General features: G+C 61.8%; 21 protein-coding genes. 14 read left to right on the top strand and 7 right to left on the bottom strand.

Annotated features, from left to right (window positions below; genetic code table 11):
* Positions 1 to 75: 75 nt before the first annotated feature.
* A complete protein-coding gene (locus ACN0SW_RS08095) occupies positions 76 to 1,905 on the top strand; it encodes an SLC13 family permease (RefSeq protein WP_417727401.1) in 1,830 nt (609 codons plus the stop codon).
* A gap of 44 nt (positions 1,906 to 1,949) precedes the next feature.
* On the opposite strand, the gene ACN0SW_RS08090 is transcribed toward ACN0SW_RS08095, so the two are convergent.
* Together ACN0SW_RS08090 and hemB are read right to left on the bottom strand one after the other, a co-directional pair.
* Complete coding sequence (locus tag ACN0SW_RS08090) at positions 1,950 to 2,510, bottom strand: YSC84-related protein (protein ID WP_417727400.1); 561 nt, start codon at positions 2,508 to 2,510, stop codon at positions 1,950 to 1,952.
* A 127-nt stretch (positions 2,511 to 2,637) separates the two neighbouring features.
* A complete protein-coding gene (hemB, locus tag ACN0SW_RS08085) occupies positions 2,638 to 3,639 on the bottom strand; it encodes a porphobilinogen synthase (RefSeq protein WP_417727399.1) in 1,002 nt (333 codons plus the stop codon).
* A gap of 122 nt (positions 3,640 to 3,761) precedes the next feature.
* Here hemB and ACN0SW_RS08080 point away from each other — a divergent pair, with 122 nt between their 5' ends.
* Positions 3,762 to 4,289 carry a component of SufBCD complex gene (locus ACN0SW_RS08080; protein ID WP_417727398.1) on the top strand — a complete coding sequence of 176 codons (528 nt, stop codon included), beginning with the start codon at positions 3,762 to 3,764 and terminating at the stop codon, positions 4,287 to 4,289.
* A 37-nt stretch (positions 4,290 to 4,326) separates the two neighbouring features.
* Positions 4,327 to 7,779, top strand: a complete 3,453-nt coding sequence (gene mfd, locus ACN0SW_RS08075; protein ID WP_417727397.1) for a transcription-repair coupling factor — start codon at positions 4,327 to 4,329, stop codon at positions 7,777 to 7,779.
* Between the two features lie 95 nt (positions 7,780 to 7,874).
* Here the strand turns inward: mfd and ACN0SW_RS08070 are convergent, their stop codons facing one another.
* Positions 7,875 to 8,768, bottom strand: coding sequence for a fructose bisphosphate aldolase (locus ACN0SW_RS08070; RefSeq protein ID WP_417727396.1), 894 nt, complete (start codon positions 8,766 to 8,768; stop codon positions 7,875 to 7,877).
* A 93-nt stretch (positions 8,769 to 8,861) separates the two neighbouring features.
* On the bottom strand, positions 8,862 to 10,046 hold the full coding sequence (locus tag ACN0SW_RS08065; RefSeq protein ID WP_417727395.1) for a phosphoglycerate kinase: 1,185 nt from the start codon (positions 10,044 to 10,046) through the stop codon (positions 8,862 to 8,864).
* Between the two features lie 128 nt (positions 10,047 to 10,174).
* Between ACN0SW_RS08065 and ACN0SW_RS08060 the strand changes: the two genes are divergently transcribed.
* From ACN0SW_RS08060 to ACN0SW_RS08040, 5 genes are all read left to right on the top strand, one after another.
* Positions 10,175 to 10,681 carry a peptidylprolyl isomerase gene (locus ACN0SW_RS08060; protein ID WP_417727394.1) on the top strand — a complete coding sequence of 169 codons (507 nt, stop codon included), beginning with the start codon at positions 10,175 to 10,177 and terminating at the stop codon, positions 10,679 to 10,681.
* A complete protein-coding gene (locus ACN0SW_RS08055; RefSeq protein ID WP_417727393.1) occupies positions 10,674 to 11,222 on the top strand; it encodes a peptidylprolyl isomerase in 549 nt (182 codons plus the stop codon). Before ACN0SW_RS08060 ends, ACN0SW_RS08055 begins: the two co-directional genes overlap by 8 nt.
* A gap of 3 nt (positions 11,223 to 11,225) precedes the next feature.
* A complete protein-coding gene (locus ACN0SW_RS08050; RefSeq protein WP_417727392.1) occupies positions 11,226 to 11,936 on the top strand; it encodes a hypothetical protein in 711 nt (236 codons plus the stop codon).
* Positions 11,937 to 12,025: 89 nt separating this feature from the next.
* Entirely contained in the window at positions 12,026 to 12,991 is a 966-nt protein-coding gene (locus ACN0SW_RS08045) for a DUF3179 domain-containing protein (RefSeq protein WP_417727391.1), read from the top strand.
* Between the two features lie 357 nt (positions 12,992 to 13,348).
* A complete protein-coding gene (locus ACN0SW_RS08040) occupies positions 13,349 to 14,650 on the top strand; it encodes a DEAD/DEAH box helicase (RefSeq protein WP_417727390.1) in 1,302 nt (433 codons plus the stop codon).
* Positions 14,651 to 14,691: 41 nt separating this feature from the next.
* Here ACN0SW_RS08040 and ACN0SW_RS08035 read toward each other — a convergent pair whose 3' ends face one another.
* Genes ACN0SW_RS08035 through ACN0SW_RS08025 form a run of 3 tightly spaced genes read right to left on the bottom strand, consistent with a single transcriptional unit; the run spans position 14,692 to position 17,529 of the window.
* On the bottom strand, positions 14,692 to 16,113 hold the full coding sequence (locus ACN0SW_RS08035; RefSeq protein WP_417727389.1) for a protein adenylyltransferase SelO: 1,422 nt from the start codon (positions 16,111 to 16,113) through the stop codon (positions 14,692 to 14,694).
* 31 nt (positions 16,114 to 16,144) lie between these two features.
* Complete coding sequence (locus tag ACN0SW_RS08030; RefSeq protein WP_417727388.1) at positions 16,145 to 16,591, bottom strand: GNAT family N-acetyltransferase; 447 nt, start codon at positions 16,589 to 16,591, stop codon at positions 16,145 to 16,147.
* Entirely contained in the window at positions 16,588 to 17,529 is a 942-nt protein-coding gene (locus ACN0SW_RS08025) for a nucleoside hydrolase (RefSeq protein ID WP_417727387.1), read from the bottom strand. Before ACN0SW_RS08025 ends, ACN0SW_RS08030 begins: the two co-directional genes overlap by 4 nt.
* A 317-nt stretch (positions 17,530 to 17,846) precedes the next feature.
* Between ACN0SW_RS08025 and ihfB the strand changes: the two genes are divergently transcribed.
* The 6 genes from ihfB to trpB all read left to right on the top strand — a co-directional run bounded on the left by ihfB (position 17,847) and on the right by trpB (position 21,579).
* Entirely contained in the window at positions 17,847 to 18,128 is a 282-nt protein-coding gene (gene ihfB / locus ACN0SW_RS08020; RefSeq protein WP_045683341.1) for an integration host factor subunit beta, read from the top strand.
* Between the two features lie 3 nt (positions 18,129 to 18,131).
* Entirely contained in the window at positions 18,132 to 18,482 is a 351-nt protein-coding gene (locus tag ACN0SW_RS08015; RefSeq protein WP_417727386.1) for a DUF1049 domain-containing protein, read from the top strand.
* Positions 18,483 to 18,491: 9 nt separating this feature from the next.
* Complete coding sequence (locus ACN0SW_RS08010; protein ID WP_417727385.1) at positions 18,492 to 19,139, top strand: phosphoribosylanthranilate isomerase; 648 nt, start codon at positions 18,492 to 18,494, stop codon at positions 19,137 to 19,139.
* Positions 19,132 to 19,581, top strand: coding sequence for a GNAT family N-acetyltransferase (locus tag ACN0SW_RS08005; RefSeq protein WP_417727384.1), 450 nt, complete (start codon positions 19,132 to 19,134; stop codon positions 19,579 to 19,581). Before ACN0SW_RS08010 ends, ACN0SW_RS08005 begins: the two co-directional genes overlap by 8 nt.
* A 64-nt stretch (positions 19,582 to 19,645) precedes the next feature.
* Positions 19,646 to 20,275 carry a class I SAM-dependent DNA methyltransferase gene (locus ACN0SW_RS08000; protein WP_417727383.1) on the top strand — a complete coding sequence of 210 codons (630 nt, stop codon included), beginning with the start codon at positions 19,646 to 19,648 and terminating at the stop codon, positions 20,273 to 20,275.
* An 80-nt stretch (positions 20,276 to 20,355) separates the two neighbouring features.
* Positions 20,356 to 21,579: a tryptophan synthase subunit beta gene (gene trpB / locus ACN0SW_RS07995; protein ID WP_417727382.1), complete on the top strand. Its 1,224-nt coding sequence runs from the start codon at positions 20,356 to 20,358 to the stop codon at positions 21,577 to 21,579.
* Positions 21,580 to 21,763 lie beyond the last annotated feature (184 nt).

The raw sequence follows: 21,763 nt of genomic DNA, 5'->3' as shown, positions 1-21,763 counted from the left end.
ACTGCCACGGGTTGAAGCGCCTGCATGACCGTGGTCTCTTTCGGTGCGGGCTTGTCCCGCCCGAAGGAGAGGTCGATGACTGCACCACAAATGACGATCTTTGGCGTTCTGGCGCTGACTATGGGGCTGTTTCTCTGGGGGCGGTTTCGGCATGATGTTGTGGCGCTTGCCGCGCTCCTGGCCTGCGTGGGAACGGGGCTGGTGCCCGGCGCAGAGGCCTTTGCCGGATTTGGTCATCCGGCGGTGATTACCGTGGCCTGCGTTCTGGTGCTAAGTCAGGGGTTGCAGAATACCGGGGCGGTGGATGCCCTGGCTCGGGCGGTGCTGCCGCGTGCAGCAGGGCGGACGCTGAGCATGGGCGCGCTGATCGCGCTTGGCGCGGGTCTGTCGGGTTTCATGAATAATGTGGGGGCAATGGCGCTCTTGATGCCGGTGGCGGTGCCGCTGGCCAAACGGCTGGAGATGCCGCCGGGGCAGATGCTGATGCCGCTGGCCTTTGGCACCATTCTGGGGGGGATGACGACGCTGGTCGGCACGCCTCCCAACCTGATTGTTTCGGGCTTTCGCGAAGAAGCGGGGCGCGGGGCCTTTGCCATGTTCGATTTCGCGCCAATTGGTGTGGCGGTGGCGCTGTTGGGTGCTTTGGCGATCACGCTGGTGGGGTGGCGGCTGGTGCCTCGGCGCAAAGCGGCGAGTGCCTCTGAATTTGACGCGGGGGCGTATATGACCGAGGTGCGCGTGGGTGAGAAGAGCAAGGCCATCGGTCTGACATTGCGCGCCTTTGAGCGTGAGGTCGAAAGCTCTGATGCGCAGGTTGTAACCCTCGTGCGCAACGACGTGCGCCTCTTGGCCCCGCATGGAGGGCGACGCATCAAGGCGCAGGACGTGCTGGTGCTTGAGGCTGATGTTGATGCTTTGGCCGAAACCTTGTCGGTTTTCGATCTGACGATGGAAGAGGGTGTACGCAAACGCGATACCTCAGAAAGCGATGAGCCCGCGCAGACGGATAAAGAGGCCGAGACCGACGAGAATCCAGCAGCAAATGATCGTGACACCGTGCTGCGCGAATTGGCGGTACTGCCAGCCTCGTCCATCGTGGGCCTGTCGGCCAGTGACCTGCATTTGCGGGCGCGTTATGGTCTCAATCTCTTGGCGGTGGCGCGGGCAGGGCAGTCGCCGCGCGCGCGTCTGCGCTCGGTCAAGCTCAGGTCGGGGGATTTGCTGCTGATGCAGGGGCCAGCAGAAGCGCTGTCGGACTTTATCGCCGAAACGGGCTGTGTGCCGTTGGGCGCGCGCGATCTGCGTTTGCCCAGCCGACGCATGGCATTTACGGCGGCGGCGATCATGGTGGGGGCGATTGCGCTGGTGACCTTTGGTATTTTGCCTGCCGCAGCAAGTTTTGCGCTTGGTGTGCTGGTCTCGATGTTGACGCGGACGGTGCCGCCACGTCAGGTCTATACCGCGATAGACTGGCCGGTGATCGTGCTCCTGGCCGCGCTCATTCCGGTGGCGGGCGCGATGCAGAGTACCGGGGCGGCGAATGTCCTGGCCGAGTTTCTGGTGACCCAAGTGGCGCGGGGACAGGCGGTGGTGGCGCTGGCGGTGATCCTGATCACTACGATGTTCTTGTCGGATGTGATGAACAATGCCGCGACGGCTGCCGTCATGTGCCCTATCGCGCTTGGGATTGCGAGCACGCTTGGGGTCAGCCCGGACAGCTTTCTGATGGCGGTGGCGATTGGCGCCTCTTGTGCGTTTCTGACGCCGATCGGACATCAGAACAATACGTTGATCCTTGGCCCCGGCGGGTTCCGTTTCGGCGATTACTGGCGCTTGGGATTGCCGCTTGAGGCGCTGGTGGTGGCCATCAGCCTGCCACTCTTGCTGATCGTCTGGCCGCTCTGACGCCGCTGCGCCGAAAGGCGCGCGGCATCAGAGTGCACCGCGCATCAGGGGATGATGCGGGTGTATTTCATACCTTCGAGCGATACCCCGGCCAAGGCCCCGGCCTGACCAAAGATCACCGCCACAACCGGGCTGGTCGAGGTGGTTGTCTCGGCACGCAGATTCTCGCCCTTGTCGTTGAAGACGTATTCGACATCCGCGCCCGCCGCCCAGCCTGACGAGCGCCGGAATTTCTCGAGTGCGTTCGGTGTCATGAAGAAAAGCACATGGGCGAATTGCTGTGCGCCGATCTGAAGCCCGACACTGCCCTTGGTGGCTGAATAGTAATCCACCGTGACATTGTTGATCCTGAGTGCCCCGCGGCCAAAGCCGCCGCCCACGAAGAATCCGGCCTCGGTCACGACGGGCATGATCAGCATGCCATTTGACTTGTCTGCGAGACCGCGGGTGTTGGGGTATTGCGCATACATTGTGTTGAGGGTGGAATCGACACGCGCGTCAATCGTCGCGGCGCCGGAACTGCCAACGCCATTGCCACAGGCCGCAAGCAGCGGCGTGCCAGCCAAAAGGCCCAATGCGAAGGTGCGTCTTGTGAGATTGCTCATGGGTTTACCTGTTTATTGCCTCAGGGTACCGGTTTTTATCTCATACCGGCCTGACACATAGTATATGGCCAAGGTGATCTGGTGTCACCATAGATTGTGTCTGTGCGCGGGATGCTGCGCGCGCAGCCTAGCCTTTGGACAATATCCGCGCGACCGTTGGGGCGAAATAGGTCAAAATTCCGTCACATCCGGCCCGTTTGAAACACATCAGGCTTTCCATCATGGCGCGCTCCTGGTCGATCCAGCCATTCTGGGCCGCGGCCATGATCATCGCGTATTCGCCCGAGACCTGATAGGCAAAGGTTGGCGCGCCAAATGTTTCCTTGGCCCGGCGGCAGATGTCGAGATAGGGCATGCCCGGCTTGATCATCACCATATCGGCGCCCTCGCGCAGGTCGCGTTCGATCAGGCGCAGTGCCTCATCGGTGTTGGCCGGGTTCATCTGATAGGTTTTCTTGTCGCCCTTCAGGGCGTTTGCAGCCCCTACGGCATCGCGAAACGGCCCGTAAAACGCGCTCGCGTATTTTGCGGCATAGGACATGATCATCACATTGTGGTGACCACCCGCCTCGAGCGCCGCGCGAATGGCGCCCACGCGCCCGTCCATCATGTCTGACGGACCGATGATGTCGACGCCTGCCTCGGCCTGTGAGAGCGCCTGTTTGACCAGCGCCTCGACGGTGGCGTCGTTGACGATCTCTCCGTCCACGACAAAGCCGTCATGGCCGGTGTCCGAATAGGGATCAAGCGCCACGTCTGTCATAACCGAGATGCCCGGAACCGCCGCCTTGATCGCGCGGGTGGCGCGATTGCTCAGGTTGTCGGGATTCCACGCCTCTGCGCAATCGGCGGTGCGGTTTTCAGCCGAGGTGTAGGGAAACAGGCAAATCGCGGGGATACCGAGATCGGCGGCCTCGGCTGCGGCCTCGACCACACGGTCGATAGAGCGGCGCAGGACACCGGGCATAGATGGCACGGGTTCCTCGATGCCTTCGCCATCGCGGACGAATACCGGCCAGATGAGATCGTCCGCCGAGAGTGAATTTTCCGCGACAAGGGCGCGAATGCTGGGGGTTGCGCGGGTGCGCCGCAGGCGGGTGGCGGGAAAGGCGGCTTGGGTCGGTCGCATGGGCGGTCTTCCTGGCAGGATCAATTCGAACTGATTGGCATGGAAATTCACGCATCTCAAGGGTAGGAATTGCCGCACACCGGCGCTATGAGAAGCGACAATGTGGCGAGAGGGGCCGGACCTTGGATTGGTACGATACTGTTTTCGAATTGATCGACATGCGATCCTTTAGCAACCTGTGGTTCTGGATTGCGCTGGCGGTGACGTGGTCGTCGGCCAGCCATTGGGTGTTGGGCGTGCCGTGGGACATGGCCATTCGCGCGCGCAAGGGCCGCAACCAGCAGGCCATCAAGGATTTTGAGGATATGATCCGGATTAATACCAATCGTATCCTCTATCTGGTTCAGGAATCCGGGTTGCTGACCGCGGGCATCACGGCCTTTCTGACGACAGTTTTGGTGCTTTTGGGCTTTGTCTATCACAACGAATTTGCGCAGGCCTTGTTTCTGTTAGGCTTTCCTCTACTGATCGTGGCGGGGCTGTCGGTGCAGGTGGCCCAGCGTATTTCGGCGCAGGGGCTAAATGGAGCAGCTCTGATCAAGCGGTTGCAGACGCACCGGTTCGTTATCCAGCTGATCGGCATGATGTCGATTTTTGTGACTGCCATGTGGGGCATGTATCAAAACATGAACGCCAATGTTCTGGGATGACGCAGCCTGCTGACCGGGCGCAAGGAACAGGAATACGATGACCAAAGCGCAGCATATCACCGTGGGCGGCGCGCCCGAAGGCTTTGACGCGCGGCTGATTCTGGCTGAGGTGGCCAAGACCAATGCGCCCGTCCTGCATGTGGCGCGAGACGACAAGCGGATGGCGGCGATGCAGGCGGCGTTGCGGTTCTTTGCGCCTGACATGCCGGTGATGACCTTTCCGGGTTGGGATTGCCTGCCTTATGACCGGGTGTCGCCCAATGCGGATATCAGCGCCACGCGTATGGCGACGTTGGCGGGGCTGGTGCATGGCGGGCCGTCGCAGTTTGTGCTGCTGACCACCCTCAATGCCGCCACGCAGCGCGTTCCGGCGCGCGCGGTGCTGCGCGATGCAGCCTTTGTCGCGGCAGTGGGCGAACGGATTGACGAGCGAGCCCTGCGCGAGTTTCTGGTTCGGATGGGGTTTACGCAGGCGCCCACGGTGACGGAGCCGGGCGATTACGCCCTGCGGGGGGGGATCATCGACATTTATCCGCCGGGTGAAGGCGGGCCAGTGCGTCTGGACCTGTTCGGAGATGTGCTGGACGGGATACGCCGGTTTGATCCGGCCACGCAGCGCACCACGGAAAAGCTGGACCGGGTCGAGTTGGCGCCGGTCTCGGAGGTCATTCTGGACGAAGAGGCGATCCGCCGGTTTCGCCAGAACTACCGGATCGAGTTTGGCGCGGCAGGCACGGATGATCCGCTCTACGAGGCCGTGAGTGCAGGGCGCAAGCACGCCGGTGTCGAGCATTGGCTGCCGTTTTTTCATGAGCGGTTGGAAGGGGTGTTCGATTATCTGCCTCAGGCCACCATCACGCTGGATGAACAGGTCACGCCGATGCGTCTGGCGCGGTGGGACAGCATCGCGGATCAATACGAGACCCGCCATCTGGCGCTGAGCCAGAAGTCGCGGGGCGATACGGTCTACAAGCCGGTGCAGCCCGGATTGCTCTATTTTGACGATGCCGCCTGGAGCGCGGCGGTGGCAGAGCGCCGGGTGTTGCAATTCGCGGCGCTGCCGCAAGCAACGGGGCTGGGGGTGATCGACGCGGGCGGGCGGATCGGGCGCAATTTTGCGCCGGAACGTCAGCAGGAAAACACCAACCTCTTCAGCGCCTTGAAGGATCATGTTCAGGCAAAGCTTGAAAAGGGTCCGGTGCTGGTAGCCTCTTATTCCACAGGCGCGCGCGAGCGGCTGGAAGGGCTCTTGGAGGATGAGGGGCTGATTGGCGCCGTGGGGGTCAGCAGCGCCAAGGGTGTGGGTAAGCATGGGCTGCATCTGGCGGTCTGGCCGTTGGAAAACGGGTTCGAGGCACCAAACCTGACCGTGATTGCCGAACAGGATGTGCTGGGCGAGCGCCTGATCCGTGCGCCGCGGCGGCGGCGGGCCGAGAATTTCCTGACCGAAACGCAGAGCCTGAGCATCGGCGATCTGGTGGTGCATGTGGATCACGGTATCGGTCGCTATCTGGGGCTGGAGGTGGTGACCGCCGCCGGGGCGGCGCATGAATGCCTCGTGCTGGAATATGCCGAGGCGTCCAAGCTCTTTCTGCCGGTCGAGAATATCGAACTTTTGTCGAAATACGGCCATGAAGAAGGGCTGCTCGACAAATTGGGCGGTGGCGCATGGCAGGCCAAGAAGGCGCGGCTCAAGGAGCGTATCCGCGAGATGGCCGACCGGCTCATCCGGGTGGCGGCGGAGCGCGCGCTGCGGCGCGCCCCGGTGATCGAGCCCGAGCACCACGCCTGGGAGGCCTTTGCCGCGCGGTTCCCCTATCAGGAGACTGACGATCAGTTGCACGCTATCGAGGATGTGCTGACTGATTTGGCGGCGGGCGCGCCGATGGATCGGCTGATCTGTGGTGATGTCGGATTTGGCAAGACCGAGGTGGCGATGCGCGCGGCCTTTGTCGCCGCGATGTCGGGGCTACAGGTGGCGGTGATTGCGCCGACCACGTTGCTGGCCCGGCAGCACTATCAGGAATTTGCCTCGCGCTTTCGGGGGTTCCCGGTCAATGTGCGGCCCTTGTCGCGCTTTGTTTCGGCGGGCGACGCGGCCAAGACCCGCGATGCGATGGCGCGCGGCGAGGCGGATATTGTGGTGGGCACCCATGCCCTGCTGGCCAAGGGAATCCGGTTCAAGAACCTCGGCCTCTTGATCATCGACGAAGAGCAACGCTTTGGCGTGGCGCATAAGGAGCGGCTCAAGCAATTGCGCTCGGATGTGCATGTGTTGACGCTGACCGCGACACCCATTCCGCGCACGCTGCAACTGTCCCTCTCGGGGGTGCGGGATCTGTCGATCATCGGCACGCCGCCGGTCGACCGTCTGGCAATCCGCACCTATGTGAGCGAGTTTGACAGCGTGACCGTGCGCGAGGCGCTCTTGCGCGAGCATTATCGTGGCGGGCAGTCGTTCTATGTGGTGCCGCGTATCAGCGACCTGCCGGAAATCGAGGATTTCCTGAAAACGCAGGTGCCCGAGGTCAGCTATGTCATTGCCCATGGGCAGATGGCGGCGGGGGAACTCGACGACCGGATGAACGCATTTTACGACGGCAAATACGATGTGCTGCTGGCGACGACGATTGTCGAATCAGGTCTTGATATTCCGACCGCCAACACGATGGTCATTCACCGCGCCGATATGTTCGGGCTGAGTCAACTCTATCAGATTCGGGGTCGGGTGGGCCGCTCCAAGACGCGCGCCTATGCCTATCTGACCACCAAACCGCGTGTGCCACTGACACCGGGGGCCGAAAAACGGCTGCGGGTGCTGGGCAGTCTCGACACATTGGGGGCGGGGTTTACGCTGGCGTCTCAGGATCTCGACATTCGCGGTGCAGGCAATCTCTTGGGCGAGGAACAGTCCGGGCAGATGCGCGATGTGGGCTATGAACTCTATCAATCCATGCTGGAAGAGGCGATTGCCAAGATCAGATCCGGCCAGATGGAGGGGCTGTCGGAGGCCGATGAGCAATGGGCACCGCAAATCAATCTGGGCGTGCCGGTGCTGATCCCCGAGACCTATGTGCCAGATCTTGATGTGCGTCTGGGGCTATATCGCCGTCTGAGCGGGTTGGAGACCAAGGTTGAACTTGAAGGCTTTGCCGCCGAGTTGATCGACCGTTTCGGCAAGCTGCCGCGCGAGGTCAATATGCTGATGCTGGTGGTGCGGATCAAGGCGATGTGCAAACGCGCAGGCATTGCCAAGCTCGATGGCGGACCCAAGGGGGTCACGATCCAGTTTCACAACGATAAATTCGCCTCGCCACGGGGACTGGTTGAATTCATCACCGATGAGCGTGGATTGGCCAAGGTGCGTGACAACAAGATCGTCGTGCGCCGAGACTGGAAGGGCGAGACCGACCGGATCAAGGGCGCCTTTGGGATTGCCCGCGATCTGGCGGAAAAGGTGGTGGCAGAGGCCAAGCGCGCGAAGGGGTGAGAGCGGGGTGGGGGCGCTGCCCCCGTCCCGGATTTCATCCGGGACTCCCCCGAGGTATTTTGGGCCAGATGAAGGTGCGGGCGATTAGCCCGCGATCAGCCGGAGATTGACGCACGGTAGATGTCGTCGATGGATTTGGCGATGGTGGCGTTGAATTCATCGTCCGACTGCTGCGCCGAGAGACCTTCGGTCAGGGCGCGGCTGAAGCTGGCGATCACGCCGCGATTTTGCGCCAGACGCGCGTTGGCCTCGTCCCGGCTATAGCCGCCCGAGAGCGCCACAACGCGCAGCACGCGGGGGTGATTGACGAGGCTCTCATAGAGGTTCGGGGATTCGGGCAGGGTGAGCTTGAGCATCACCTCCTGATCCTCGGGCAGCATGTCGAGCTGGGCCAGAATCGCGGCGCGCAGGAGCGTTTCGGCTTCGGCCTTGTCCGCGATTGAAATAGTCACTTCCGGTTCGATGATGGGCACAAGGCCGTGGCCGAGGATCTGGCGGCCGACTTCGAATTGCTGGGCGACGACCGCCTCGATTCCGGTGCTGTTGGCCGCGTCGATGACCGAGCGCATCTTGGTGCCGAAAATTCCTGCCTTGGCGGCGCGCTCCAAGAGCGGATCCAGATCGGGCATGGGTTTCATCAGTTTGACGCCATCGGTCTCCTCGGCCAGACCCTTGTCGACCTTGAGGAAGGGCACCACGCCGCGATCCTGCCAGAGGAATTCCGGCGAGGGCTTGCCGCCAATGTCGCGATCCATGGTCATCTCGAAGAGGATGGCGCCCAGCACCTTGCCGCCGATGAAGGCCGGAGCCTGTGCGATGCGCGCACGCATGGCGTGGATGAGATCGAACATTTCGGTCTCGGAGGAATATTCGTTCTCCTCAACCCCATAGAGGCGCAATGCCTTGGGGGTAGAGCCGCCCGATTGATCGAGGGCGGCGATAAAGCCCTGGCCTGCGCGAAGTTTGTTGGCCTGTTCGGTCTTGCTCATGTGGGACACCCCTGAAGGAATACGCGGTTTCGCGCTCTCATAGGCGAGGGGCGCGGGCTGTGCAATCGTGGTGGCGCTAACAGGTGGCGTGGCTTAGGCCTTGAGCGCCGCGACACCTGGCAGATCCTTACCTTCCATCCATTCGAGGAACGCGCCGCCGGCTGTCGAGATATAGGTAAAATCCTCGGCCGCGCCGGATTTGTTGAGCGCAGCCACGGTATCGCCACCGCCTGCGACCGAAATCAGTTTGCCTGCGCGGCTGAGGCTGGCGGCATGGCTGGCGGCGGCATTGGTGGCGGAATCGAATGGGGCAATCTCGAAGGCACCAAGCGGGCCGTTCCAGATCAGGGTCTTGGCGCGGTCAAACGCGGCGATGATGCGGGAGACGGCCTGAGGGCCAGCATCAAGGATCATGGCGTCGGACGGGCAGGCATGTGCGCCCACCACCTCATGCGCGGCCCCGGCGGCGAAGTCGCGTGCGACCACCACATCGGCGGGCAGCAGGATTTCACAGCCCGCAGCCCCAGCCTTGAGCATGATTTCGCGGGCGGTGGCGGTCATGTCATGTTCGCAAAGCGATTTGCCTACGTTGAGGCCCATGGCCGCAAGGAATGTGTTGGCCATGCCGCCGCCAATGACGAGGCAATCGACCTTTGCCACCAGATTGCCCAAGAGGTCGAGCTTGGTTGAGACTTTGGCGCCGCCAACTACCGCGACGACGGGGCGCTTGGGCGCGCCTAGCGCGGCTTCGAGCGCCTGCAATTCGGCTTGCATCAGGCGGCCCGCACAAGAGGGCAGGTGGTGCGCCAGCCCGGTTGTCGAGGCGTGCGCGCGGTGAGCGGCGGAAAACGCATCGTTGCAATAGACATCGCCCAGTTGCGCCAGACGCGCCGCGAAGGCGGGATCGTTGGCCTCTTCGCCGGGGTGAAAGCGAATGTTTTCCAAGAGCAGCACGTCAGAGGCCAGTGCCTCATCGGTCAGGTTCTCGGCCCCCTCCAGCGTTTCGATCAGCCGCACCTTGCGCCCCAAGGCGGTCTCTAGCGCGGGAACGGTGACGCGCAGCGACATGTCGAGCACGACTTTGCCCTTGGGGCGTCCAAAATGCGCAAGCAGGATAGGGCGGCCACCCTTGGCCAGAATATCCGTGACGGTGGGCGCAATGCGCTCGATCCGGGTGGCGTCGGTCACCAGACCGTTTTCCACTGGTACGTTGATATCGACCCGCACCAGAACGCGCTTGCCGTTCAGATCCATGTCGTCAAGGGTTTTCCAGCTCATGCGATATGCCTCCCGAAACTCGTGTCGCGCTTCTATTGGCGCGGGTCTTTGCCAGCGTCAACCTCTGCGCTTGGCAATCGCGCGCGAACCGCCTAGGTATCGGGGCATATTTTATCAAGGAGAGCCTCATGGCCGAGATCAAGGATCCCGAAAACACCATCCTGATGGAGCTGAAGGGTGGCACCGTCACCATCGAGCTTTTGCCCGCTATCGCGCCGGACCATTGCGAGCGGATGAAAGAGCTGGCCCGCGCCGGGCAGTATGACAACGTCGTCTTTCACCGGGTGATTGACGGGTTCATGGCGCAAACAGGCGATGTGCAGCACGGCAATATGGAACAGGATTACCAGCCGCGCAGGGCCGGGACCGGCGGAAGTGATCTGCCCGATCTCAAGGCCGAGTTTTCCAAGATCCCGCATGATCGAGGCACGCTGGGAGCGGCCCGCAGCCAGAACCCGAATTCGGCCAACAGCCAGTTCTTCATCAACTTCAAGGACAACCATTTCCTGAACGGGCAATACACGGTCTATGGCCGGGTGATCGCGGGCATGGAGCATGTCGATGCCATCACGCGCGGCGAACCGCCGGTGAATCCGGACCGGATGATCAGCGTCAAGGTGGCCTCGGATGTATAAGATTGCCTGTGTGCTGAGTCTGCTGGCTGGTCCTGCATTGGCCACCGGACTTCAGGTTGAAATCGCGGGTGAGGCGAATGGCACTGTCACCATTGATCTTTTTGAAGATATCGCGCCGGGGCATGTGGCACAGATCACTGCGCTGGCCACCGATGGGGCCTATGACGGTGTCGTGTTTCACCGGGTGATCGATGGCTTCATGGCGCAAACCGGCGATGTGCAGTTCGGCAAGCTGGAGGGCGGCGATATGAGCCGCGCCGGAATGGGCGGCAGCGACCGGCCTGACCTCAAGGCCGAATTCTCGGACGAGCGGTTCTTGCGCGGGGTGGTGGGCATGGCGCGTAGCCAGAACCCGGATTCGGCCAACAGCCAGTTCTTCATCATGTTCGACGCGGGCGAGTTCCTGAACGGGCAATATACCGTGGTGGGGCAAGTCACCGATGGCATGGAGATCGTGGACGCCATCAAGCGCGGCAAAGGCCCCAATGGTGCTGTGATCGGTCAGCCGGACGTGATGACACGGGTCACGGTAACCGAGTGAGGCATGACCGATAGCCCCGATAGCCCCGTGGTCACCCCTGCGCCGCTGGCAGAGGGGATTTGGGGGCTGACGGGGGCATATGTGTCTTGGCGCGGCGGCGTTGCGATGCCGCTGCGCACCGTTGTTATTGAACTGCCCTCGAACCATTTGTGGGTCTATGCGCCGGGGCCATTGCCCTTGACCTTGCGCGATTGGTTGGCGGCGCAGGGACGGGTGGCCCATCTTGTGCTGCCCCATGCGCCCGATTTGCCGCATCTGCCCGAGTGGCAGGCGGAGTATCCCGGCGCGCGGGTCTGGCGGGGGGCGGAGGTCAAGACCGCCTCTTGGTGTCGCCAAATCAAGCCGCTGATGCTGGAGGGCACCCAGACCGAGACAGTGTATCTGCATCAGCCGAGCCGCTCTGCGATCCTGTCGCGGTTGATCATGGCGGTTGAAACCGCGCCTTTGCCGGTCTGGACGCGCCCGCTGATCTGGCTGGCGGGGATTGATGACAGCGATGGCAAGCCACCTCTGGGGCTGGCGCAGCACTTGGGCGGGCGCAAGGCGGTTGGGGATCTGGTGGAAGAATTGCTCGACTGGGGGCCAGAGAGGCTGATCCTGACGCATGGGCGGTGTTACTTGCACGATGCAAGCGGAGAGCTGAAGCGCGCCTTTCGTCGCCTGATGCGCGACCGGCTCTGGGATCGCGCGCTCAGCGAGGCGCGGCGCCGCTGACGGGGCGTCACAATTGCGTGGGGGGGGCTGGTCCGAATCCCGTGCAGCCCGCATCCTGAGGCAGACCCGATGCCGCGACAGGAGCCGCCATGCCCCGTTTCCTTGCCTTGCTGACATCTCTTATACTGATTGCCTCGCTGGCCCATGCCGATCCCCGGTCCTGGCGACACGATTGGCCCGATACGGATTTCGACAAAAGCACCGTGCGCGACTGGTCCGAGATCATGTCGGGGGGGCCACCCAAGGACGGCATCCCGGCCATTACGGGCCCGAGATACCGCAAGGCGGCGTCGGAGCAGCGGATTGCCGGGACGGAGCCGGTGATCACGCTGGAAATCCCCGGCACACAGGCGCGCGCCTATCCGGTCCGCTATCTCACATGGCATGAGATCGTGAATGATACGGTGGGCGGCATTCCCGTGGCGGTCACCTTTTGCCCGCTGTGCAATTCCGGCCTGACCTTTGATCGGCGTACCGCACGCGGCACGTTGAGTTTTGGCGTTTCAGGCAAGCTGCGGCATTCGGATATGGTGATGTATGATCGTGAGACCGAAAGCTGGTGGCAACAGGCCATCGGTGAGGCGATTGTCGGAGATCTGACGGGAACCAAGCTCAGGCAAATGCCCAGTTGGATGGAAAGCTGGGACCAGTTTCGCGCGCGCAATCCCGACGGGTTGGTGATGGAAGAGCCGGAATACAACCGCTCTTATGGGCGCAACCCCTATCGGGGGTATGACACATCGGCACGGCCATTTCTCTATACCGGCGAAGACCCACCCCATGGTATCGCGCCGTTGGAGCGGGTGGTGCGGGTGGGCGACCGCGCCTGGCCCTTGACGCGGATCAGGTCAGAGGGGGGCGTGAAGGAGGCGGGGCTGAGTATCAGTTGGGAAAAGGGACAGGCCTCGGCACTGGATCATGGCACGATTGCCAAAGGACGCGATGTGGGCACGGTGCGGGTGCGCGACGGGCAAGGGCGCGATGTGGCCCATGACGTGATGTTCGCATTTGCCTTTCATGCCTTCTGGCCTAAGGGGATGTGGATGCTGCGGTAGGCTATGTGTTCACGCATCCTCGGGTTTGGCCCGCGAATCTCCGGGACAAGACGCCCTCAGGGCAAGCCCGAGGATGACGGTTGCAAACGATACGCTGCACTTGACTTCTACGCCCCAGACCGCCATATGCCACTCAACCGACATTTCCTGCCGCGTGAGCAGCACTGCCCTGACTGGGCATTTATCATGAAATGTCGCGGATGATCCCAAAATCACGCGTGGGGCCAAACACCTGTCAGAGTGCAGGGGGCATTCGGCCCTTTGGCTGCGGGCTGGTGCAACCACGACGACCGGGCGGTGAGCTTCACCGCCTGTGATGGGCTGCGGGATGTCCTCGCGCCCCTGAAAGGACACGACTTGAATCTATTCGATGAAATGGGCCTGCCTGCTGCATTGGTGCGCAAGCTGGCCAACGAAGGCATTACCGACCCGACCCCGATTCAGACCCATGCGATCCCGCATGCGCTGAACGGGTTTGACGTGTTGGGCCTCGCACAGACCGGCACTGGCAAGACCATGGCGTTTGGCCTGCCGCTTATCACGGCGCTGATGGACCAGCCGGGCAAGCCCGCGCCCAAGACCATCCGCAGCCTGATCCTTGCCCCGACACGGGAACTCGCTGGACAGATCCGCGACGCTCTGTTGCCGCTGGTCAAGGACAGCCCGATCAAGATCGGTCTTGTGGTGGGCGGTGCCTCGATCAATCCGCAGATCAAGCGGTTGGAGCAGGGTATCGACATTCTGGTGGCGACACCGGGGCGGTTGCTTGACTTGATCGACCGGCGCGCGGTGCGTCTGGATGCGGCGCACTTCCTCGTGCTGGACGAGGCGGACCAGATGCTTGATCTGGGCTTTATTCATGCGCTGCGCCGGATTGCGGGCCTCTTGGCGGCGGAGCGTCAAACGATGCTCTTTTCCGCCACCATGCCCAAGCAGATGGAAGAGCTGGCTGGTAGCTATCTCAAGAACCCCAAGCGGGTGCAGGTCAGCCCGCCGGGCAAAGCCGCTGACAAGGTCACGCAAGAGGTGCATTTTGTCGCCAAGGCGGCCAAGCCCGATCTGCTGATCGAGATGTTGGGGCGGCACCGCAACGAATTGGCGCTGGTCTTTGGCCGCACCAAGCACGGGTCGGACAAGCTGGCCAAGCGGCTGGAACAGGCGGGTTACAGCGTGGCGGCGATCCATGGCAACAAGAGCCAGGGTCAGCGCGAGCGCGCGCTCAAGGCGTTCCGTGACGGTCAGGTCAAGATCCTCGTGGCGACCGATGTGGCGGCGCGGGGGCTGGATATTCCGGATGTCAAACACGTCTACAATTACGAATTGCCGAATGTCCCCGACAATTATGTCCACCGGATCGGTCGAACCGCGCGGGCGGGCCGGGATGGGGCGGCGATTGCATTCTGTGCACCTGATGAGATGGGCGAGCTGAAGGATATCCAAAAGGTCCTGGGGACGACGATCCCGGTGGCCTCGGGCCGTCCGTGGGAAGTGCTGCCCGATCCGAAATCGCCCAAGCCCGCCTCGGGGCGGGGTGGTCCGCGTCGTCGTAGCGGCGGCGGTGGCTTTGGTGGCGGCAACCAGCAGGGCAAGCCGGGGGCCGGTGGCCATCGTCGGCGCAAGCCCGGCGGTGGCGGTGGCGCGCGCTCGAACGCGGCCTGATCAAGATCAAAGCGCCGGGGCATGCCCCGGCGCTTTTTTCTTCATGTGCCGCAAAAGGTGTTCTCGACCACTTCGGCGGCTGTGGGCGGGCGTTTGAGGTCGGCGGCTTCGGGCTGGTCCTCGTAGGGATGCGCCAGCACCTGCAAGAGCCGCTCGAAGCGGGCGTAATCGTCTGCGACGGCGGCCTCAATCATCTGTTCGATCCGGTGATTGCGCGGGATAAAGGCCGGATTGGCGGTGCGCATCACATGCTCCGGGTCTTCTTCGCGCGCAATGCGTGCACGCCACGCGGGTTCCCATGTGTCGAACATTTCACGGTCGAGAAACTGATCGCGCGCAGTACCATCCAGCAACCCCCGGAAGGTATTGGTGAAATCGGCGTGCCCCTCTGTCATGCGTGCCAGAAGGTCGGCTACCATCTCTGCATCCTGAGCGTTCGGCTTTGCAATACCGATCTTGCGGCCAAAGGCACGGCGCCACTCGACCTCGATCTGATCGGGCATGGCATGTACGAGGGCCGTGAAATCCGTGATCGCCTCATCCTGATCCGGCATCAACGGCACCAGCGTCGTGGCCAGTTGCGCCATGTTCCAGACGATCACATGCGCCTGATTGTCATAGGCATAGCGGCCGCGTGTGTCGATCGAACTGAACACGGTTTGTGGGTGATAAGTGTCCATAAACGCGCAAGGACCGTAATCGATGGTCTCGCCAGAGATTGCGGTGTTGTCGGTGTTCATCACCCCGTGGATAAAGCCGACAGATAACCAGCCTGCCACCAGCCGCGCCTGACCTCGTATCACCTCAGCCAAGAGATGTGCCGGATTTTCGACATGAGGATAGTGGCGCGCGACGGTATAGTCATAGAGGGCGCGCAGACCTTCGATATCGCGGCGGGCGGCGAAATACTGAAAAGTGCCAACGCGCAGATGGCTGGCTGCAACCCGCGTCAGCACCGCGCCCGGTAAACCGCCCGCCTCGCGGTAAACCGGTTCGCCAGTCAGAGAGGCGGCGAGAGCGCGGGTGGTGGGCAGGCCAAGGGCGTGCATCGCCTCGGACACCACATATTCCCGAAGCACCGGCCCAAGCCAAGCGCGCCCATCGCCCATCCGGCTATAGGGGGTTGGGCCTGAGCCTTTGAGCTGGATGTCGCGGCGGTGTCCGTTTCGGTTGATCACCTCGCCCAAAAGCAGGGCGCGCCCATCGCCCAGTTGCGGCGAGAACCCGCCAAATTGGTGGCCTGCATACACTTGCGCCAAGGGGGTTGCGCCCTCGGGCACCTCATTGCCCGAGAAAATCCGGGCAAGGTCCGCATCGGGGGCGTCGGATATGCCCAATTCTGCCGCCAGTTCCCGGTTGAACCGGATCAGGCGCGGGGCGCGCACGGGCATTGCCGTCTGCCGGGTGTAAAACCGCTCCGGCAATTGGACATAGCTGTTTTGGAACGGAATCTCGAATGTCATATAGCTTCCCTAGGATTGGGCGGGCAGAAGTCTACATTTCTCGCGTCAGCAGGCTGTACTCGTTACGTTGCAAGAACCGCAGTTTCTCGTAGAGCTTGAGCGCCTTGTCGTTGTCTCGCCGCACCTCGAGATGCAGTGCCTTTAATCCGGCCCCGGCCAGTGCTTTGGGCAGGCTGGTCATTACCTCAGAGCCGATACCGCGCCCGCGCACGCCGGGACGGATGTAGAATTCATCCACATAGCCATCGAGTCCCCCGAATTCAACCGACCAGCCAAAGCTGATCACAATATAGCCGATGGGTGCGCGTCCGGGGCCGATGAGATAGACCACACCATGCGGGCTGCCCTCTAACATTGGCAAAAGAGCTGCGCGCCGGTTGGTATCGGTTTGGGAAATTCCCGCCTCATCGTGAAAGGCAGCGACCAGTGGCAGCAGTCGGTCAAGATCGTCGGGCCGCGCGAGGGAGAGGGCGGTCATAGGCGGGCCAACCTTTCAGTAAGCAGGTCAAAGAAGGCCTGTGCGTTGATGTCGTGGACGAAGGTCGTGTTGGCGGGGCGGTCGGTCACGCCCCACCAATCCACCACGGTCATGCCCATGGTCAGTTCCGAACCTGTCTCGATCTCGACATTGACCCTGCGAGCAGAGAAAAGATCAGGCTGCAATAGCCAGCCAATCGTGCAGGGATCATGCAGCGGCGCGCCGTCTGCGCCATGACGCTCAGGGTGGTACCGTTCATAAAAGCCGGTAAGAGCGCCGACGGCATCGCCAACCCGTGTGCCGATGGCGCGAAACGCGGCGTTGCGGGCGGGGGTCACCAGCGCCTTGTGCGTCACATCGAGCGGCAGCACGGTCAGGGGCGCGCCTGCGCCAAAGACGCAGGCAGCTGCGGCCGGATCAACATGGATGTTGAATTCCGCAGCAGGGGTGACATTGCCGTGCGCCGCATGCGCCCCGCCCATCAGCACGATGTCCTGCACTCTCTCGATGATATCGGGGGCTTTTGTAAATGCGGTTGCGATATTGGTCAGCGGCCCGATGGGCACCAGTGTGACCGTGCCCGAAGGGCGCGTGCGCAGGGTCTCGATAATGAAATCGACCGCGTGGCGGTCCTGCAAGGGCATGGCCGGTTCGGGCAGGTCGGGACCATCGAGGCCCGAGCGACCGTGCACATGCTCTGCGGTTACCAGTTCGCGCCCCAAAGGGCTATCGCAGCCGGCAAAGACCGGCAGATCGCTGCGACCTGCCAATTCGCAGATCATGCGCGCGTTGCGGGTCGTGAGCGCAAGCGGCACATTGCCTGCCACACAGGTAAGCGCCAACACATCGAGCGTTTCCGGGCAGGCCAGCGCGAAAAGGATTGCTACGGCGTCATCCTGACCCGGATCCGTGTCGATGATGATTTGTCTTGCCGCCATGCCTGTCTCCGTCGCGCCGATCAAACCATGCGGCGGATGCGGGTGAATGTCCACCGGCGCTTCATCTCTTGGCTCTGGTCCGCCGATCCGAATCAATACTTTTGCCCGGCAATGCCGCGCCGCAGCAATCGACTGTCGCTTGCAACACAGCCTCGTTGGGCCGTCTTGGGTAGAGAAAAATCGATGGAACGGACAAAAAATCGCATATATTTCCGACTCTTGGCCCGGCTTTCTGTTTGGGTTTCGCGCCATTCTGGCTATAGTCCGGGGCAACTGCCACAAACGTACAAACAATAAGGCCGGGGGAGAGACCACCGATGATCCGATCGGAACTGATCCAGAAAATCGCTGACGAAAATCCGCATCTCTATCAGCGCGACGTCGAGCGTATCGTCAATACCATCTTCAACGAGATCACAGACGCACTTGCCGAGGGCAACCGGGTCGAACTGCGCGGCTTTGGCGCATTCTCGGTGAAAAAGCGGGATGCGCGCACAGGTCGCAATCCACGCACCGGCGAAAGCGTGCATGTTGAGGAAAAATATGTGCCCTTCTTCAAGACCGGCAAGCTCTTGCGTGACCGGCTCAACGGAAAGTAACCCATGCGCTATATCCGCTATGCCTCGATTTCCATATTTGCCCTTGCGCTGGTGCTGATCGCACTGGCCAACCGCGGTGTGGTTACCCTGCGGGTGCTGCCGGATGAATTGGCAGGCTTTGCCGCGCTCAATCCCACCTATGATCTGCCACTCTTTATCGTGATCTTTGGTGGCATTCTGATGGGGTTGATCGTTGGGTTCATCTGGGAATGGATTCGTGAGGCAGGTGAGCGTGCGGCGGCGGCACGGCAGGCCCGTGAGTTGGCCAGCCTGCGGGCCGAGATCAAGCGCCTCAAGGGTGAACGGCATCAGGGCAAGGATGAGGTGCTGGCGCTTTTGGATCAGGCGAGCTGAACCGGGTTCATGTCCAAAGATATACGCGTCAAGATTTGCGGCCTGACTGCCGCTGACGATGTGTCTGCAGCGGTAGAGGCAGGCGCCGCCTATGTTGGCTTTGTGTTTTTTGAGAAATCACCACGCCATGTGACGCATGGACAGGCGCGCAACCTCGCGCTTGGCGTGCCGCCGGGCGTGGCCAAGGTGGCGCTGACGGTGGATGCCGACCAGATGACGCTGGATGCCCTGACCGATCATGTGCCGCTCGATTTCCTGCAACTACACGGGCACGAAAGCCCGGCACGGGTGGCGGAGGTCAAGGCGCGTTACGGCCTGCCGGTGATCAAGGCCATCGGCATTGCCGAGGCCGCCGATCTGGCGCAGATCGACGCCTATGCCGGGGTGGCGGACCAGCTGCTGATCGACGCCAAGCCGCCACCGGGGGCCTCGCGACCGGGGGGCAATGCGCTGGCCTTTGATTGGGGATTGATTGCGGGGCGCGACTGGCCCTTGCCGTGGCTGTTGGCCGGTGGTCTGACCCCCGACAACGTGGCTCTGGCGGTGGCGCGCACAGGGGCGCGGCAACTGGATGTATCGTCCGGGGTTGAACGCGCGCCCGGTGTCAAGGACGCGGACCTGATCCGTGCCTTTATCCGGAATGCGTGCGGTGATTGAATTTCGTCCGGCGCGACGTGACGAAGTCGCACAGATTATCGCGCTTTTGCGGGATGATGTGCTGGGACAGGAGCGGGAACCGGATGACTTGGCCCGTTATCTTGGGGCATTTGACGCGATGCAGGCCGAAAGCAACAATCATCTGATCGCAGGCGTTGATGCGCAAGGCGCGGTGCTGGCGACCTATCAGTTGACGCTGATCAGCGGGCTGTCACTGGCGGCGACGCGCCGTGCGCAGGTGGAAAGCGTGCGCATCGCCAGCCATCTTCGAGGGCAGGGTCTGGGCCATCTGATGTTCGCGGATATCGAGGCACGCGCCCGCGCCGCCGGGTGTCGCCTGATCCAACTGACTATGAATGCGCGCCGGACTGACAGCCGCCGCTTTTACGAAGGCCTTGGATTCACCGCCTCGCATCTGGGTTTCAAGCGAGCCTTGGATTAGGCGATCCGGTTGACAGGACCGGACCCGCGACCGATGCTTTGCGGGACAATGACAAGAGGCCGTGATGACCCGTGATCCCGAAGATCTGAGCGATGTTTACGGAGCCGAGACCCCCGAACAATCCCGCGCAATCTATAACGATTGGGCGCAGAGCTATGATGCCGACAATCTGGCGCGGGGGTTTCGTTTGTCCGCGCTTGGGGCCGCGATGTTTGCGCGGTTTATGGGGCTGAGTGACGGGCCGGTACTGGATGCCGCTTGCGGCACCGGGCTTGTGGCTGAGAGCCTGCGCATTCTGGGTTATGGGCCGATCACCGGCTGCGATCTGTCACCGGGCATGTTGGCGGCGGCGCGAACGACAGGGCATTATGCCGAACTGGTCGAGGCTGAGATGGGCAGTGGTCTGCCGTTTGCCGACGACCGCTTTGCGGGTTTTATCTGCGTCGGGGCCTTTGGTCCCGGTCACGCCCCACCGGAAAGCCTCATTCATCTGACTCGCGTCACCCGCCCCGGAGGGGTTGGAGTGTTCAACCTGCTTGACGCAACATGGCAGGCACAGGGGTTTCAATCGGTGCTCGAATCTCTCGTTGACAGTTGTCAAATTCGGATCGAACAGCGCTCTGGGCCGTTTTTGCCCTTTCTACTGGCAGAGCCGGACCTCTGGTCGCGCCTCTATGTGATACGGTGCCTCTGATTGTCCCGCTTTTCGCTGGAAAATCCCCCGCGCGTCCCATATTCAACCTCAGACCTCCTGACAAACAAAGGCCCGAGACAATGAACGATCTCTTCAACAGCTTCATGACCGGCCCCGACGAAAAGGGCCGGTTCGGCGATTTCGGCGGGCGGTTCGTGTCGGAAACCCTGATGCCCCTCATTCTGGAACTGGAAGAGCAGTATGAGCATGCCAAGACCGACCAGTCGTTTTGGGACGAGATGCATGATTTATGGACGCATTATGTGGGTCGGCCTTCGCCGCTCTATTATGCCGATCGGCTGACACAGCATCTGGGCGGGGCCAAAATCTATCTCAAGCGAGACGAGTTGAACCATACCGGCGCGCACAAAATCAACAATGTGCTGGGCCAGATCATCCTTGCCCGCCGCATGGGCAAGAAGCGGATTATTGCGGAAACCGGCGCGGGTCAGCATGGCGTGGCCACGGCCACGGTCTGTGCCAAATTCGGACTGCAATGCGTGGTCTACATGGGCGCGCATGACGTCGAGCGGCAGGCACCCAATGTGTTCCGCATGCGGCTCTTGGGGGCTGAGGTGGTTCCGGTGACAAGCGGGCGCGGCACGCTCAAGGATGCGATGAATGACGCGCTGCGCGATTGGGTTACCAATGTGCGCGACACGTTTTACTGCATCGGCACAGTGGCGGGGCCGCACCCGTATCCGGCCATGGTGCGCGATTTCCAATCGATCATCGGCAAAGAAACACGCGAACAGATGCAGGCCGCCGAAGGGCGTTTGCCCGACACGCTGGTTGCGGCGATTGGGGGTGGATCAAATGCGATGGGGCTGTTTTACCCGTTCCTCGATGATCCGAGCGTCAATATCATCGGCGTCGAGGCCGGAGGGCACGGTGTTGACGACCGCATGGAGCATTGTGCCAGCCTGACCGGCGGGCGGCCCGGTGTGTTGCACGGCAATCGCACCTATCTCTTGCAGGATGCCGATGGGCAAATCCTTGAGGGGCATTCGATCTCGGCCGGGCTCGATTATCCGGGCATTGGACCCGAGCATAGCTGGCTGCATGAGACGGGTCGCGCCAAATATGTCTCGATCACCGATGTCGAAGCGTTGGAGGCATTCCAGCTCTGCTGTGCGCAGGAGGGGATCATCCCGGCGCTGGAGCCGTCACATGCGCTTGCCCATGTTATGAAGCTCGCGCCGACCTTGCAAAAGGATCATCTGCTGGTGATGAACATGTGTGGTCGCGGTGACAAGGACATCTTTACCGTCGCCAAGCATCTGGGATTTAAGATCGACACCTAGATCGACGATGTGTCCTATCTCGTTGTCCCAGTTTTGAATGGTCAAGCTATGACGCCTTAACATATTGTTTGGGTGTCATAATTTTTTATATCCACTTCCCGATTTGCATATTTCGGGCTCTAAACTTTCGTTGATGCGTCTAAACCTCATGTCTATAGCCCCGGGACTAAACCTGCGGTGGATT

The sequence above is a fragment of the Roseovarius sp. genome (genome assembly GCF_048262375.1).
Classification (GTDB): domain Bacteria; phylum Pseudomonadota; class Alphaproteobacteria; order Rhodobacterales; family Rhodobacteraceae; genus Roseovarius.
Note: the sequence above shows the minus strand (reverse complement) of the source record. Positions and strands in the feature narration are given on the sequence as shown.

What these genes read in the sequence shown, in the direction of transcription:
- ACN0SW_RS08065 (WP_417727395.1), bottom strand. Translation starts at nt 10,046, where the DNA reads ATGAGCTGGAAAACCCTTGACGACATGGATCTGAACGGCAAGCGCGTT.
- ACN0SW_RS08030 (WP_417727388.1), bottom strand. Translation starts at nt 16,591, where the DNA reads ATGACCGCCCTCTCCCTCGCGCGGCCCGACGATCTTGACCGACTGCTG.
- ACN0SW_RS08015 (WP_417727386.1), top strand. Translation starts at nt 18,132, where the DNA reads ATGCGCTATATCCGCTATGCCTCGATTTCCATATTTGCCCTTGCGCTG.
- ACN0SW_RS08025 (WP_417727387.1), bottom strand. Translation starts at nt 17,529, where the DNA reads ATGGCGGCAAGACAAATCATCATCGACACGGATCCGGGTCAGGATGAC.
- ACN0SW_RS08000 (WP_417727383.1), top strand. Translation starts at nt 19,646, where the DNA reads ATGACCCGTGATCCCGAAGATCTGAGCGATGTTTACGGAGCCGAGACC.
- ACN0SW_RS08055 (WP_417727393.1), top strand. Translation starts at nt 10,674, where the DNA reads ATGTATAAGATTGCCTGTGTGCTGAGTCTGCTGGCTGGTCCTGCATTG.
- mfd (WP_417727397.1), top strand. Translation starts at nt 4,327, where the DNA reads ATGACCAAAGCGCAGCATATCACCGTGGGCGGCGCGCCCGAAGGCTTT.
- ACN0SW_RS08090 (WP_417727400.1), bottom strand. Translation starts at nt 2,510, where the DNA reads ATGAGCAATCTCACAAGACGCACCTTCGCATTGGGCCTTTTGGCTGGC.
- trpB (WP_417727382.1), top strand. Translation starts at nt 20,356, where the DNA reads ATGAACGATCTCTTCAACAGCTTCATGACCGGCCCCGACGAAAAGGGC.
- ihfB (WP_045683341.1), top strand. Translation starts at nt 17,847, where the DNA reads ATGATCCGATCGGAACTGATCCAGAAAATCGCTGACGAAAATCCGCAT.
- ACN0SW_RS08045 (WP_417727391.1), top strand. Translation starts at nt 12,026, where the DNA reads ATGCCCCGTTTCCTTGCCTTGCTGACATCTCTTATACTGATTGCCTCG.
- ACN0SW_RS08070 (WP_417727396.1), bottom strand. Translation starts at nt 8,768, where the DNA reads ATGAGCAAGACCGAACAGGCCAACAAACTTCGCGCAGGCCAGGGCTTT.
- ACN0SW_RS08010 (WP_417727385.1), top strand. Translation starts at nt 18,492, where the DNA reads ATGTCCAAAGATATACGCGTCAAGATTTGCGGCCTGACTGCCGCTGAC.
- ACN0SW_RS08050 (WP_417727392.1), top strand. Translation starts at nt 11,226, where the DNA reads ATGACCGATAGCCCCGATAGCCCCGTGGTCACCCCTGCGCCGCTGGCA.
- ACN0SW_RS08095 (WP_417727401.1), top strand. Translation starts at nt 76, where the DNA reads ATGACTGCACCACAAATGACGATCTTTGGCGTTCTGGCGCTGACTATG.
- ACN0SW_RS08060 (WP_417727394.1), top strand. Translation starts at nt 10,175, where the DNA reads ATGGCCGAGATCAAGGATCCCGAAAACACCATCCTGATGGAGCTGAAG.
- ACN0SW_RS08035 (WP_417727389.1), bottom strand. Translation starts at nt 16,113, where the DNA reads ATGACATTCGAGATTCCGTTCCAAAACAGCTATGTCCAATTGCCGGAG.
- hemB (WP_417727399.1), bottom strand. Translation starts at nt 3,639, where the DNA reads ATGCGACCGACCCAAGCCGCCTTTCCCGCCACCCGCCTGCGGCGCACC.